General features: G+C 40.1%; 13 protein-coding genes. 12 read left to right on the top strand and 1 reads right to left on the bottom strand.

Annotated features, from left to right (window positions below; translation table 11 throughout):
* Positions 1 to 30: 30 nt before the first annotated feature.
* The 9 genes from FZC88_RS16790 to phoU all read left to right on the top strand — a co-directional run bounded on the left by FZC88_RS16790 (position 31) and on the right by phoU (position 9,732).
* Positions 31 to 510 carry a DUF456 domain-containing protein gene (locus FZC88_RS16790; RefSeq protein ID WP_148995733.1) on the top strand — a complete coding sequence of 160 codons (480 nt, stop codon included), beginning with the start codon at positions 31 to 33 and terminating at the stop codon, positions 508 to 510.
* Between the two features lie 174 nt (positions 511 to 684).
* The gene (locus tag FZC88_RS16785; protein WP_148969687.1) at positions 685 to 1,293 is read left to right on the top strand and encodes a superoxide dismutase; all 609 of its coding nucleotides are present in this window, start codon (positions 685 to 687) and stop codon (positions 1,291 to 1,293) included.
* A gap of 105 nt (positions 1,294 to 1,398) precedes the next feature.
* Complete coding sequence (locus FZC88_RS16780; protein WP_148995732.1) at positions 1,399 to 2,613, top strand: MFS transporter; 1,215 nt, start codon at positions 1,399 to 1,401, stop codon at positions 2,611 to 2,613.
* 111 nt (positions 2,614 to 2,724) lie between these two features.
* Complete coding sequence (locus FZC88_RS16775) at positions 2,725 to 4,920, top strand: peptidoglycan D,D-transpeptidase FtsI family protein (RefSeq protein WP_397541202.1); 2,196 nt, start codon at positions 2,725 to 2,727, stop codon at positions 4,918 to 4,920.
* 358 nt (positions 4,921 to 5,278) lie between these two features.
* Positions 5,279 to 6,217: a PstS family phosphate ABC transporter substrate-binding protein gene (locus FZC88_RS16770; protein ID WP_148995731.1), complete on the top strand. Its 939-nt coding sequence runs from the start codon at positions 5,279 to 5,281 to the stop codon at positions 6,215 to 6,217.
* A gap of 133 nt (positions 6,218 to 6,350) precedes the next feature.
* A complete protein-coding gene (gene pstC, locus FZC88_RS16765; RefSeq protein ID WP_397541201.1) occupies positions 6,351 to 7,256 on the top strand; it encodes a phosphate ABC transporter permease subunit PstC in 906 nt (301 codons plus the stop codon).
* Between the two features lie 2 nt (positions 7,257 to 7,258).
* On the top strand, positions 7,259 to 8,137 hold the full coding sequence (gene pstA, locus FZC88_RS16760; protein WP_148995729.1) for a phosphate ABC transporter permease PstA: 879 nt from the start codon (positions 7,259 to 7,261) through the stop codon (positions 8,135 to 8,137).
* Positions 8,138 to 8,178: 41 nt separating this feature from the next.
* Entirely contained in the window at positions 8,179 to 8,985 is an 807-nt protein-coding gene (gene pstB / locus FZC88_RS16755) for a phosphate ABC transporter ATP-binding protein PstB (protein WP_148995728.1), read from the top strand.
* 87 nt (positions 8,986 to 9,072) lie between these two features.
* A complete protein-coding gene (phoU, locus tag FZC88_RS16750) occupies positions 9,073 to 9,732 on the top strand; it encodes a phosphate signaling complex protein PhoU (RefSeq protein WP_187443284.1) in 660 nt (219 codons plus the stop codon).
* Between the two features lie 84 nt (positions 9,733 to 9,816).
* Here the strand turns inward: phoU and FZC88_RS16745 are convergent, their stop codons facing one another.
* Positions 9,817 to 10,170: a helix-turn-helix domain-containing protein gene (locus tag FZC88_RS16745; RefSeq protein ID WP_262371895.1), complete on the bottom strand. Its 354-nt coding sequence runs from the start codon at positions 10,168 to 10,170 to the stop codon at positions 9,817 to 9,819.
* 352 nt (positions 10,171 to 10,522) lie between these two features.
* Here FZC88_RS16745 and FZC88_RS16740 point away from each other — a divergent pair, with 352 nt between their 5' ends.
* Genes FZC88_RS16740 through FZC88_RS16730 form a run of 3 tightly spaced genes read left to right on the top strand, consistent with a single transcriptional unit; the run spans position 10,523 to position 14,546 of the window.
* Complete coding sequence (locus FZC88_RS16740) at positions 10,523 to 11,230, top strand: DUF4912 domain-containing protein (RefSeq protein WP_148995727.1); 708 nt, start codon at positions 10,523 to 10,525, stop codon at positions 11,228 to 11,230.
* Positions 11,227 to 13,542 (top strand): glycosyltransferase, encoded by a 2,316-nt coding sequence (locus tag FZC88_RS16735; RefSeq protein ID WP_187443670.1) that lies wholly within the window; start codon positions 11,227 to 11,229, stop codon positions 13,540 to 13,542. Before FZC88_RS16740 ends, FZC88_RS16735 begins: the two co-directional genes overlap by 4 nt.
* Positions 13,539 to 14,546 (top strand): nucleotidyltransferase family protein, encoded by a 1,008-nt coding sequence (locus FZC88_RS16730; RefSeq protein ID WP_148995725.1) that lies wholly within the window; start codon positions 13,539 to 13,541, stop codon positions 14,544 to 14,546. Before FZC88_RS16735 ends, FZC88_RS16730 begins: the two co-directional genes overlap by 4 nt.
* Positions 14,547 to 14,550: the final 4 nt, after the last annotated feature.

Raw genomic sequence — 14,550 nt, 5'->3', positions numbered from 1 at the left:
TTTTTTTTATACTTTAGGAGGTGTTAAAAGATGGAATTTATTTATTGGACGATTATCATCGTATTCATGATTTTATCCTTTGTGGGTTTAATATATCCGATCTTGCCGAGTGTCGTCTTTCTGATTGGAAGCTTTATTTTATATGGCGTGTTTTTCAGCTTTGAACCCTTTAGCTGGTTATTCTGGACTGTGCAGGTATTGTTTGTGATTCTCCTTTTCGGAGCTGATTACATGGCGAACCTTATAGGGGTAAAGAAATTTGGCGGCACGAAAGCCGGAATCTGGGGAAGTACGATCGGTTTGCTTGTCGGCCCTTTTGTCATTCCTGTCATCGGGATTCTGATCGGCCCGTTTATAGGTGCGATCATAGGTGAATGGGTCGTGCATAGATCCAATCTAAAGACCGCCGTAAAAGTGGGTGTTGGATCCGTCGTTGGATTCATCTCCAGTGTAGTGACAAAAGGAATCATCCAGATTGTCATGGCTGTATATTTCTTTTTTGTTATTTGAAGGGGAAATATATTCTTATGACTAGTAATGAAAATATAGGGAATTTTATTCTTGTATGAGAAAAGTGAGAAATAGAAGGCAAAATATTTGAACAGATATAGTAGTTTTGGTAATCTTATACTGAAACGGCCTGAATTCATTGTTCAGGAAACTATACATAGGGAGGAATTTATAATGGCTTACGAATTACCGCAATTACCTTACGCATATGATGCATTAGAACCTCATATCGACAAGGAAACAATGAACATTCACCACACGAAACACCATAACGCATATGTAACGAAAGTAAATGATGCACTTCAAGGTCACGATGATTTACTAAGCAAATCCATTGAAGATCTTGTTTCTAACTTAGACGCTGTTCCTGAAGGTGCTCGTACTGCAGTACGCAACAATGGTGGCGGCCACGCTAATCACTCTCTATTCTGGACAGTATTATCTCCGAATGGTGGAGGCGCTCCATCTGGAGAGCTTGCAGATGCCATCTCTTCCAAGTTCGGTAGCTTCGATTCATTTAAAGAAGAATTTGCTAACGCTGCTGCTACCCGCTTTGGCTCAGGTTGGGCTTGGCTAGTGGTAAACAACGGTGAATTAGAAGTAACAAGCACACCAAACCAAGATAGCCCACTAATGGAAGGTAAAACTCCTGTTTTAGGTCTTGACGTTTGGGAGCATGCATACTACCTGAATTATCAAAACCGTCGCCCTGACTACATCGGTGCGTTTTGGAACGTTGTAAACTGGGATGAAGTAGCGAAGCGTTATTCAGCTGCTAAATAATTTAATCGTACGAGGAGAGAGGTTCTTTCAAGAACCTCTCTTTTTTTTGTATAACTTCCCTCCCTTTTTCACAAGATAGGGGTACGTTAAAGGGGAGTTTTTCAAATGAGTAGCTATAAAAAGTTATTAGGCGATATTGATTTAACGAGAGACCTTACTCTGCTGCTGTTGATTGGCGGATTATATTCTTTGAGTATTGCGCTCTCAAACACATTTGTAAACATCTACTTGTGGAAGCAATCAGGTGAATTTATTGATTTAGGCATCTATAATTTAACCGTTGTCATCTTTCAGCCATTAACTTTTATATTAGCTGGAAGATGGGCAAAGAAAGTAGACCGGGTAATTGTATTACGCTTCGGGGTTATTTTTTTGGCTCTATTTTACATATCTGTACTGGCTTTCGGGGAGTCGGCCGAAAATTACCTGGTTGTGTTAGGAGCGTTGCTCGGTATCGGCTACGGCTTCTATTGGTTAGCGTTTAATGTACTGACCTTTGAAATTACGGAACCTGAAACGAGAGATTTCTTCAATGGTTTTCTCGGTACGTTAACATCAGCTGGAGGAATGATCGGACCAATTCTCGCAGGTTATATCATCTCCAGGTTTGCTTCGTATAAGGGCTATACCATTGTATTTGGTTTATCTCTCCTGTTATTTGCTGTAGCCGTGCTTTTGAGCTTCTTTCTAAAAAGGCGACCTGCATCGGGGCGGTACCTATTCCTCAGAATACTGGAAGAAAGGAAAAACAATGCTAACTGGCGCTTCATTACGAACGCCCACTTCTTCCAGGGTTTAAGAGAAGGAACGTTTATCTTCATTATTTCTGTGTTTGTGTTCATCAGCACAGGAAGTGAGTTTGCCATCGGTACATTCGGACTCATAAACTCAGGGATCGCATTCGTAGGCTATTACATTGCATCGCGGGTGATTAAAAAAAAGTTTCGAAAAAAGGCCATTTTATTAGGTGGAATCCTTCTCTACCTGGCAATATTCTTGATTGTTTTTGATGTCACTTACACGAAGTTATTGCTCTATGCCGGGATGATTGCCATTGCATACCCCATCCTTCTGGTACCTTATATTTCAATGACATATGATGTAATCGGAACGGGATGGAACGCCGCTGAAATGAGAATCGAGTATATTGTCGTGAGGGAGATTTTCTTGAATTCAGGAAGAATTGTGTCAGTCCTGGCTTTCATCATTGCCGTCACATTTTTTAACCATGAAGAGAGTATCCCAATCCTCCTATTAATGCTCGGAGCGGGTCATACCCTCATATATTTCTTCGTGCGAAAAGTGGACTTACCCATTTAGGATATTTAAGCAAAGAGAGGGAAAGATTTCCTCTCTTTGCTTATGTCTAGATTATCCTTGTATTTTTCTATAAAATAAGAAGGGATGGTAACGATATAAAGATATTTTTACATAGAGGAAGGGTTGGAAAGATTGAAAAGAAATAAGAGAAAAAGAAAGACGCATGTTCCCGTTCGGATGAATCTGCTGTTCTTTGCCGTGTTCTTATTATTCTCTCTTCTGGTTCTTAGACTGGGACTCGTTCAAATAGTGAACGGAGAAAGCTACAAGAAGGAAGTAGAAAGAACAGAGGATGTTGTCGTCAATACAGGTGTGCCACGAGGGAAAATGTATGACCGTTATGGTAATGTGATCGTCGATAATGTACCGTTAAATGCGATTACGTATACACGTGCAAACAACACAAAGATCGAAGAGATGATGGAGGTTGCTGCCAAGCTTTCTGAGTACATTGAAAAAGACACCAAAGAAGTGACAGAAAGAGACAAGAAAGATTATTGGTTATTAAATAATAAAGAACAAGCAGACAAAAAGGTGTCAGAAGCGGAAATTAAAAAGCTTCAAGGCAATGAAGATCTATCTGAAGACGATGTAAACGCGAAAGTGTACCAAATGAGACTAGATCGAATCACAGAAGACGAGTTAGCATCACTGACTGAAAAAGATTTAGAAATCATTGCGATTTATCGTGAATTCTCCAGCGGATATGCATTAAATCCGCAAGTTGTGAAGAACGAAGGGGTCACCCCGGAAGAATTTGCAGTCGTCAGTGAACACCTCAGTGAACTTCCCGGCATCAATACCACTACAGACTGGAAGCGATCGTACGTATTTGATGATACGTTGAGGACGATTCTTGGGAACGTTTCTTCCTCAAGGGAAGGTTTGCCCAAGAACCTGGTTGATTCCTATTTAGCGAAAGACTACAACCGGAATGATCGAGTTGGGAAGAGTTACGTTGAATTAGAATATGAAGATGTCCTGCAAGGTCAAAAGGAACAAATCAAAAACGTCACCAAAGGCGGTAGCGTGTTGGAATCTGTACTCGTTCAAGAAGGTCAACGGGGAAAAGATATTGTTCTGACAATCGATATGGAGCTTCAACGTGAAGTCGAAAAGATTATAGAAGAAGAATTACAAAAACAGATTGTGAATCGCGGTGAATCTCCTAACCTGGATCGGGCTTACGTGGTCATGATCGACCCTAATACTGGGGAGATATTGGCCATGGCCGGAAAACAGTATGTGAAAAACTCTGAAACAGGAAAATATGAGATGAGGGATGCTGCGTTAGGAACCTTTACGTCTTCTTATGAAGTTGGATCGGTTGTTAAAGGGGCCACTGTTTTAACAGGATACATGACCGGGGATTTAAAACCGGGAGAAGTGTTGATCGATGAACCATTAAAAATAAAAGGGACAAAGCCCAAATCTTCATGGTTCAATAGATACCAACGAATTCCCATGTCAGACTTGTTTGCTCTGGAGAAGTCTTCTAATTCATATATGTGGAAGGTTGCCCTTAAAGTAGCCGGAGGTCAGTATGTACCGAATGAGCCGATTGTGAATAATCCAGAAGCCTTTGACATCTTTCGGAACCATTACGCACAATTCGGATTAGGTGTGCCGACTGGAATCGACTTACCTGGTGAGTCTTCTGGACTGACTGGTAATGACACCACTCCTGGTTTCTTACTTGATTTAGTAATTGGTCAGTTCGATACGTATACAACGATGCAATTAGCTCAGTACATCTCTACGATTGCCAATGATGGTTATCGTGTGCAACCACATATCATGAAAGAAATTAGAGAGCCGACAAATGATCAGGAAAGCCTGGGACCAATCCTGTTTGAAAAAGAGACGAATGTGCTGAATCGAATCGATGCGACACAAGCTCAAATCGAGCATGTTCAAAAAGGTTTCTACAGGGTGTACCACTCCCCTGATGGTACGGCGTATGATCAATTTAAGAATGCACCGTATAATGCGGCAGGTAAGTCGGGTACCGCTGAGACGTATGTGGATGGAGATCTGAACTACAACACGACTCTTATCGGGTACGCCCCATTTGATAACCCTGAAGTGGCGTATGCCACAATGGTTCCTGCTTCTCATATCCAAGCAAGCGGAGTAGCCGATCCTTACGTCAATAAATACATTTCTAAACGAGTGATGGATAAGTACTTTGAACTAAAGAAGAAACGAGTAGAAGATGAGAAAGATCCCACTTCAGTTAACAAGAAGGTAGAAAACGCTGAAGAGGCAGAGGAACAAATGCAAGAGGAAAGAGAACAGAATAACTAAGCAAACGTAAGCTGTTTTCCACGAAATAACTTTCTGGGAATCAGCTTTTTTTTATGATTTTTAAGTCTTTTTACTCAAAATCAATAGAACATTTCTATAATGAAAACGAAAATCAAGATAAAGTCGAAATAAATATTTGATATATTCATCTGGGAACTACATAATTTACAAATCCTTGTCTAATACTATGTTTAATGGGGGTTTGACGGGGTTTTTCAGGTTATTGAAAGGGTCTGAAGATGAAGAAAAATGTCGAATTTACAAAACCTTTACAAATGGTTAAAACCGCATTAACACTCATCTATTAATCTATTACTCGTAGGACAAAACAACCAAGTTTCTTAGGGGGAATTTAGGAATGAAAAGCTTTAAGTATCTGGCAATGTCAGCAATGATCGGATCAGCTCTTGTATTGGGTGCATGTGGTGCTCAAGGTGGAGCAGAAAATGGTGGTTCAGGTGAACAACTATCCGGTAGCGTAAAAATGGATGGTTCATCAACAGTAGCTCCAATCATGGAAGCTGTTAACGAAGAATATGCAGCTACACAACCTGATGTAAAAGTATCTATCGGTGTTTCCGGTTCTGGTGGTGGATTTGAAAAATTTATCGCAGGTGAAACGGATCTTTCAAACGCTTCCCGTCCAATCAAAGACGAAGAAAAGCAAAAGCTAGAAGAAGCTGGTATTGATTTCACTGAATTCGAAGTTGCAAAAGATGGTCTTACAATCGTAGTTAACAAAGAAAACGACTGGGCAGAAGACATAACAGTCGAAGATCTTCAAAAGCTTTGGATTGAAGATGGAAAGACTAAGAAATGGTCTGATATCAATCCGGAATGGCCAGATGAAGAAGTTAAATTCTACTCTCCTGGTACTGACTCAGGAACATATGATTATTTCAATGAAGTAGTTTTAGAAGAAAAAGATATGGTGAAACAAAACATTCAGCTTTCTGAAGATGATAACGTTCTTGTACAAGGTGTAACGGGTGATAAAAACGGGATCGGATTCTTCGGTTATGCTTATTACCTTGCAAATAAGGAAGAACTTAAAGCAGTAAAAATCGGCGGAGTTGAGCCGAATAATGAAACAATCGAGAGCGGGGAATACACTCCACTATCACGTCCATTGTTCGTATATGCTAAAAACGCTTCTGTTAAAGATAATGAAGCTGTATATGATTTCATGAAATTCACCCTTGATAACTCTGCTGAAATGGCAGAAGCAGTTGGCTATGTAAGTCTTCCAGAAGAAAAAATCAAGGAAGCTACAGATGCTTTAGAGGGTCTGAAATAATCAAGTATCGTTGTTAAGTCAAAAAAACAGATGAGAAGCGACTAATACTTGCTTCTCATCTTGTCATGTGGATGAAAGGGGTTTACATTATATGGCTACAAATTCAAAAGGATCTTCATACTCTGTTTCAGAGATGATTGCACAAAAAAGTGGTAAAGGCTTAAATCGTTCTGTGGAAAAGTCTATACCATGGATCTTGTTTGCATTAGCCGGGGTTTCAGTATTAACAACCATAGGTATCGTATTTACTCTTATCTTTGAAACATTTACATTCTTTTCAAGAGTATCGGTATTTGAGTTCATAACAGGAACAGAATGGTTTCCTTTTTCCATTCAGAATCCAAGTTACGGAATCATTCCTTTAATCTCGGGAACATTGAAGATTACCGGAATAGCTGTAGTGGTAGCAGTACCGATAGGACTTGCTTCCGCCATTTATTTGAGTGAGTACGCAACGGATCGTTCAAGACGGTTCATCAAACCGATATTAGAAGTGTTAGCGGGGATTCCAACGATTGTATTTGGGTTCTTTGCTCTAACATTTGTTACTCCTTTATTGAAGTCATTTATACCTGAGTTAAGTATATTTAATGCATTGAGTCCTGGAATTGTAGTTGGGATCATGATTATTCCCATGATTGCTTCTCTATCTGAAGACGCGATGTCGTCTGTTCCGAATTCCATACGTGAAGGTGCACAGGCATTAGGGGCAACCAAATTAGAAGTGGCACTTAAGGTTGTTTTGCCTGCTGCTGTATCAGGCATCGTTGCATCGATTGTTCTTGCCATCTCCCGTGCAATTGGAGAAACCATGATTGTAACGGTTGCTGCAGGTGCTTCTCCAAATCTTTCTTGGGATGTTACTGATTCCATCCAAACGATGACAGCCTACATCGTTCAGGTAAGTACAGGAGATGCAGGATATGGAACGACGATTTACTATAGTATTTATGCAGTAGGTTTCACACTATTCTTATTCACATTAGGTATGAACCTGCTTGCTCAATACATCTCTAAGCGATTCAGAGAGGAGTATTAATCATGAAGTATATCAATCAGGAAAACGTCTTGAAAAAGATGTCATCCAGACTAATGGTGAATAGCATCTTTAAAGGGCTTTTCTTACTGGCAACTTTATTTGGCTTAGTCGTGTTAAGTGTATTATTATATCGGGTATTCACTCAAGGAATTGGATACTTGGATCTGCAATTTTTACAAAATGTGGGATCGAGGTTCCCTGAAAAAGCAGGGATTTATGCCGCCTTTATGGGAACGATCTGGCTGATGTTCGTTGTTGTTATCGTTTCGTTCATATTAGCAGTGGGGACGGCGATTTATTTAGAAGAATATGCGAAACAAAACAAAATCAATAAATTTATCAAAGTAAATATTTCAAACCTTGCAGGTGTTCCTTCCGTTGTATTTGGTCTATTAGGTTTAACGATCTTTGCCCGGGCCTTTGCCCTTGGGCAAAGTGTACTGGCAGCCGGTTTGACAATGAGTTTGCTCATTCTGCCTGTTATCATTGTTGCGGCACAGGAAGCGATTCGTTCAGTACCAAGAGAGTTAAGGGACGCATCCTATGGTATGGGTGCTACAAAGTGGCAGACAATTACCAGAGTCGTTTTACCAGCCGCAATACCCGGAATATTGACAGGAAGCATTTTAGCGTTTTCCCGTGCAATCGGAGAAACAGCGCCCCTGGTTGTTATCGGTGTACCAACGATATTACTCTTTACACCAGGTTCCATTTTGGATACATTCACAGCACTTCCAATGCAAATTTACGATTGGACAAGACGACCACAAGCGGATTTCCATGATGTGGCAGCTGCAGGAATCATCATCCTATTGGGACTACTATTAATAATGAACTCGATTGCAGTGTTAATTCGTAATAAGTTTCAGAAGAGATATTAATAATTTATTATGTTTTTTATTGGATGAAGGAGGCTTTCGAAATGCAAACGATTAAAGCAAAAGAAAGTAACATGGTTGATCATAAAGAAACAAAAGAAGCGGTATACCAAACGAAACAATTGAACTTATGGTACGGTACGAATCATGCGTTAAAGAATATCGACCTGGATATCATGGAAAATGAAGTTACGGCAATTATTGGACCTTCAGGTTGTGGTAAGTCAACGTATATTAAAACATTGAACCGAATGATCGAATTGATTCCAAGCGTAAAAACTTCTGGAGATATCATCTATCGTGATCGCAACATTTTTGACAGTAAATACCGCGTTGAGGAATTACGTACAAAAGTAGGAATGGTATTCCAAAAGCCAAATCCATTTCCGAAATCGATTTACGACAACATTGCATATGGACCACGCATTCACGGAATCAAAAACAAAAAAATCCTGGATGAAATTGTTGAAAAAAGCTTACGCGGTGCAGCGATTTGGGATGAAGTGAAAGATCGCCTGAATCAAAATGCATATGGTCTATCGGGTGGACAACAGCAGCGTATCTGTATAGCAAGATGTCTTGCTATTGAGCCGGACGTCATTTTGATGGATGAACCCACATCTGCTCTGGATCCGATTTCTACATTAAAGATTGAAGAACTGGTTCAAGAGTTAAAAACAGAATACAGTATTATTATTGTAACTCATAATATGCAACAGGCTGCACGTATTTCTGACCGCACAGCCTTCTTCCTGAATGGGGAAGTAGTTGAATTTGACAAAACAGATAAAATCTTCTCTACTCCATCTGATAAGCGAACAGAAGACTATATCTCAGGCCGTTTCGGTTAATTCACATTAGAAGAAGGATAAATATCACCGGGTGTTTAATTCCTACTATTGAGAAGCTTAAGTGTTGAAAGAGGAAGGGGTATAATCATGGCAGTAAGAGGACAATTTGATGCGAATTTGAAAGAGTTACAAACCAAACTAATGGATTTGGGCAATATTGCAAAGATTGCACTTGAGAGAAGTATTGTGGCGTTAGAAGAGAAGGATGTTGATACGGCGCTTGCTATTATCGAAGGCGACCAAAAAGCCGATGATCTGGAAGAGGAGATCAATGATTTAGCCATTCTGACTATAGCTAAGCAACAACCAGTGGCAACTGATTTAAGAAGAATCATCGTTGCCATCAAAATTGCGTCAGACTTGGAAAGAATCGCAGATTTCGCTGTGAACGTAGCGAAATCAACGATCCGTATTGGTAATGAACCTCTGATTAAACCGATTCATCATATTAAAGAAATGCATGCCATCACATCCGAAATGATTCAGCTTACATTAGAGTCATTTGTCGAAGAAGATGTGGCGAAAGCAAAGAGAATCGCTGATATGGATGATAAGGTGGATGACTTATATGGTGAAACGATTGTAGAGCTTCTGACTCTCAATAAAGAAAAGCCTGAATTTACGGCTCAGATCACTCAGCTCTCATTCATCTGCCGTTATCTTGAAAGAGCTGCGGATCATTCAACAAACATTGCAGAAGGTGTATTCTATTTAGTGAAAGGTCGTCGTTACGACTTGAATGAATAGACACTATCAGAAAAAAGCTGTCCCGCACAAGGACAGCTTTTTCTGTGCATTCTATTGAGTAGTTGAGTATTTTACTCAATGAATTTAGTGTTGAAGCTTCGAAATAAGTTGCTGAACTTCAGATTTAGAAAGTGCAGATTGCTTTGCGATTTGTTCGACAGGTATCCCTTGTTGATACAGTGCAATGACTTGATTTTTCACAACCTCATGAATGGGTTTCCTTACAGGTGCTGTTCTTTGTATAGGAGCATCGCCATTCACCATCAACTCTTCTTCCAGTACCCGTATTCTCTTCTTTAATTGATAATGCTCTTGAAGAACATTCATTGACAATTCTTCTATGTCTTTTTCAATATCACGATACCGATCCCGTTGGAAAAACGAAATGACTAGTAATAGGATAGAGAAGCTTACTAATCCAATGAATAGTAAATCCACTATATCACCCCATGCAGTATTATTCTCCTTTAGTTATAGCATAGATAATGGCTTATCTCTATAAGGTGGAAGGATAAATTTGTGGAAAGAACCAATATTTTGTCGAATGTCACTGGGCAATTATGAAAGAATCTTGTCGTTCCGATAATGTAATCGCTTTAATATCATTTCAGCATAATGATTTGCAAAAAAAATGCATGATAAACCCCACTATCTCCACGTATAACAAGATACGACAAAATGCGTTTATTGTAGGTTTTTGAATAGGGTGTTACGATGAAATTATAGATAATTGTCATAATTTTTAGATTGAATTTATATAATATTTGGTTACTCTTTAGGAGGAATTGTTTTGATCACAGAAATCATTCGGTTAAAAGAACAAGGAGTGTCATTCAGGAAAATTGCCAAAGAGCTGAATACCACCGTTGGGAAAGTTCAATATCAATGGGTGAAGTATCAGAAAGCTCAGGGAAACACTACTGTAAATGAGAGTGCGCCTGTAGAAGTGATTGAGCAGGAAATACCCAAAAAACGGGTAGGTAGAGCTTCCTTTGGAAGAAAGATGCCTAAGCTTCATGCGAAAAACCCGCGAGCCACTGAATTATCGATCATGTTCTCTACGTCATCGAGAATCTATTGCTATTGGAACATTACTCAAGAATGGATTCGCCATGTGAAGAGCCATTTTAAAATGAATGCTGACCCTCAACCATTTGTCCTGCGTTTATATGATATTACATCGATTTCCTTTAACGGACATAATCATCACGCATACTCCGATTCATATGTTCCCCATACGGAGAGTGATTGGTTTGTAAATGGCCTAAAGGAAAACAGAAGCTATTGTATGGAAATTGGATTACGTTTACCGTCCGGTGACTTTGTTGCATTCACCCGTTCCAATGTACTCCACACCCCAAGAACGTCCCATCAGCAGGAGTATCACAGTATGAAAGAGTTATTTGAATATGAGCAAGGATTAATTAAAGAACCGAAATGGGTGGAGCATGTGAGCACCTATTCGTATTATGTTATGAATCAGGAGGAAAAGGCATGAAAGGACTTTCGGCAGTGATGATATATCCACAATTTAACGAACTGGCTTTTTCACAATGGAACGAACGGGAAGATTTACTCACTTCTATCCTTCTAGAAAATAGTGCATTGTTAGATCTTCTGCAGCGTAACGGAGCATCCTCTATACCAGTCGTGATGAACCCTACCCTCTTCTCACTTTTTATGAGTGAAGAGTTTAAGGAGAAAGCTCACTCGATCATTCAATCCAACCTTCTGCAAGCAGAGCCGCATGAAAAGAGTAAATGGCAGCTGGTCTATTCACAGTGGTCGACCTATGACATGAATTTCGTACAAGCCTATAAGAGTCTGGTGGTAGAAGGTAAAGCTACCGTGATTCCTACGACTGTAAGCTCATTTCCACTGACACATTACAGGACACCGAGGGCGATTGAATCTCAAGTGCGTATGAGTACATTATTGTATAAGCAGTATTTCCAAATGATTCCTAAGTCGTTTTGGTTACCGCGGGCAGCGTATGTTCCTGGAATTGACTTATACCTTACCAAACAAGGAATCGAATTCACATTTATTTCCTACTACTCGTATGAACATAGTGAAAAAGAGAAGGATAGCGGTGTCATTAGAACACCTAGGGGGTTAAAGTTAATACCTGTTTCAGAAGGAAGGATTGGAGTATCAGAAGAGAACGTTCATTCACTCTCCGTTGTTTTCATCGAGGATCATTCAAGCTACGATGAATTGATAAAAGGGGAGTTCATGCACTCATTAGAGGAGAAGATGGAATCTTCTACTGCTCTTTCCAGAGTAGGTTTCGGATATCTTGGGATGGAGAAGCAAACCCCTATTCTTTCTGACGCTGCCATGAAGAATATTCGAATCGTTCATCGTATGGAAGAGAAACTTGACGATCTCTATTCATCTGCTGGACAGACAGAGGTCGCACATCAACTAATGAGGGAATGGATCGCGAGCCTGGAAGGGACGAATATCGAGACTGGCTTGACGACTATTCATTTTGACAGCTTACTAGGTATGGTAACGGAAGGTAAGGTTGATGAACATTTATTCCTTCATCGTAATAGGGTCGTACCATTTCCATCTGATGAAATCCTTGAAAAGCTTTTCGCAGGTAATGTAGAAGAAAAAGCAATGAAACAGGATTCCGTTCTGATCCTCTCATGGGAATACCCGCCGAATATCGTGGGGGGACTCTCGAGGCATGTGTATGATCTGGCAAATAATCTTGTGAAAAAAGGGAAACAGGTGCATGTACTTACAACGAAAGCCAATGATGCACTGGCTATTGAAAGAATGGAAGGTGTGACGATTCACCGTGTGCATCCCCTGCATCCATATGAAGAAGACTTCTTTAAATGGGTATTTGATTTAAATCAGGCGTTCATTCATTACGCTCATGATCTGATTAGAGATGAAAGAATCACTCATATTCATGCCCATGATTGGATTGTGTCCACTTCAGCGATGAAGCTGAAAGAGTACTATTCAATTCCTCTCATCACAACCATTCATGCTACTGAGCATGGACGCAATCAAGGAATATATACCGATTTACAACACAAGATTCACCGGGAAGAACAGCTTCTCATTAGTGCATCTGACCACCTTATTGTATGCAGTGAGCATATGAAAGACGAAATCAAGAGCTTATTTACTATCGAAGCACCAGTCGCTGTGATACCAAATGGCGTGGAATTAGAGAAGCTCGATAAATCTTCTCCTTATAGCATAGAACGGCCATCCACCCCGTATTTCTTTTCAATCGGGCGCATGGTTCATGAGAAAGGGTTCGACACGATTATAAGGGTAGCCTCACAGTTAAAGAGAGAAGGATTCAACATCTCATTTATCATAGCAGGAAAAGGGCCGATGTTAGAGCATTATCGTCAAATGGTAGCCCATGAAGACCTGAGTGATTGTGTGTCCTTCATCGGATACATTTCCGATAGGGATCGGAATGACTATTTGAAAAATTGTTTAGCGGTTATTTTCCCAAGCCTTTATGAGCCATTCGGCATTGTTGCCCTGGAGGCGATGGCTTTCCGTAAAGGAGTGGTTGCGTCTAATACAGGAGGACTAAAATCAATCGTGAAACATGAACAAACCGGCTTATTATTCGAGCCCAATCATGAACAAAGCCTTTATGGACAATTGGTCTCATTAATTGAAAATCCTTCAAAATCGGAGCAATTAGGGAATCTTGGTTTCAAAATGGCTCAATCCATGTTTAGTTGGGATCGGATCGCTGAACAAACCATCCACGTATACGATGATGTGCTTCTTCAATCAATAGTAGAAGGCATAAAAAGATGAAGGCTGTGATATTGGCAGGTGGAGAAGGCAAGCGATTAAGACCCTATACAATGTCGATTGCAAAGCCGATGGTTCCGATTTTGAATAAGCCAATTCTGGAATACAGCATCAACCTCCTCAGGTCATATGGAATTAAAGATATTCTCATCACGACCTGTTACAAAAGTGAAACGATTAAAGACTATTTTGGTGATGGGAAACGATTCAATGTAAACACTACTTACCTGGAGGAAAAATCCCCCCTTGGAACAGCAGGAGGGGTCTTCCTCGCCAGGCACAGACTTCGTGAACCGTTCCTGGTGTTAAGTGGTGATGCATTCACGAATATTCCAATAGATAAAGTCATTGAATTCCATTACGAGAAAAGAGCAGTAATGACCGTTGTCTCAAAAGAAGTAGAGAATCCAAAAGAATATGGGATTTGTCATACAGACGAAAATCGTAAATTGGTTAATTTTACTGAAAAGCCGGAAGAGTGGGTAGGAAATGAGGTGAACACCGGGGTATATATGTTAGATCCACGACTGCTTGATCGCTATGCTCATTTAGGAGCGAGGGATTTCGGTCAGGATTTCATTCCTCAGCTTCTTACAAACAATGAGGAAGTATATGTTTTTAAAACAAGTGCTTATTGGAGAGATATTGGAAACCCGGAAGAATATAAATGCGCACGTGATGACCTCATGAGGGGGCAATATTCTCCCCCCTCCTTAAAAAAAGGCTTCCACCACTCTAAAGACTTTATTGAACCTTTCATCACCAGACTTCAAGTAGCGTGTCCAAATGGCAAGAAACCCATCGTCCTTGCTAAATTACTGGAAACCGTTCCGTCTTCCTCCAGTCAGAAAGAAATCGTTTTTGACCATAGAGATGGTGGCCGAACGAAAATCATCAGTGACCCAAAAAGAGGATTCATCATTTATTCCAAAGCTGACAGACGAAATCTGGCAAGGGAGCTTGCCAGATATTATGGAAAGAAAATAAAAATCTGGCAAAAGGTGTAGAGGC

It is taken from the genome of Rossellomorea aquimaris, assembly GCF_008180865.1.
GTDB lineage: Bacteria > Bacillota > Bacilli > Bacillales > Bacillaceae_B > Rossellomorea > Rossellomorea yichunensis.
Note: the sequence above shows the minus strand (reverse complement) of the source record. Positions and strands in the feature narration are given on the sequence as shown.

Coding starts and splice junctions, on each gene's coding strand:
- pstC (WP_397541201.1), top strand. CDS start 6,351: ATGATTGCACAAAAAAGTGGTAAAGGCTTAAATCGTTCTGTGGAAAAG.
- FZC88_RS16785 (WP_148969687.1), top strand. CDS start 685: ATGGCTTACGAATTACCGCAATTACCTTACGCATATGATGCATTAGAA.
- FZC88_RS16770 (WP_148995731.1), top strand. CDS start 5,279: ATGAAAAGCTTTAAGTATCTGGCAATGTCAGCAATGATCGGATCAGCT.
- phoU (WP_187443284.1), top strand. CDS start 9,073: ATGGCAGTAAGAGGACAATTTGATGCGAATTTGAAAGAGTTACAAACC.
- FZC88_RS16735 (WP_187443670.1), top strand. CDS start 11,227: ATGAAAGGACTTTCGGCAGTGATGATATATCCACAATTTAACGAACTG.
- FZC88_RS16730 (WP_148995725.1), top strand. CDS start 13,539: ATGAAGGCTGTGATATTGGCAGGTGGAGAAGGCAAGCGATTAAGACCC.
- FZC88_RS16790 (WP_148995733.1), top strand. CDS start 31: ATGGAATTTATTTATTGGACGATTATCATCGTATTCATGATTTTATCC.
- FZC88_RS16780 (WP_148995732.1), top strand. CDS start 1,399: ATGAGTAGCTATAAAAAGTTATTAGGCGATATTGATTTAACGAGAGAC.
- pstB (WP_148995728.1), top strand. CDS start 8,179: ATGCAAACGATTAAAGCAAAAGAAAGTAACATGGTTGATCATAAAGAA.
- pstA (WP_148995729.1), top strand. CDS start 7,259: ATGAAGTATATCAATCAGGAAAACGTCTTGAAAAAGATGTCATCCAGA.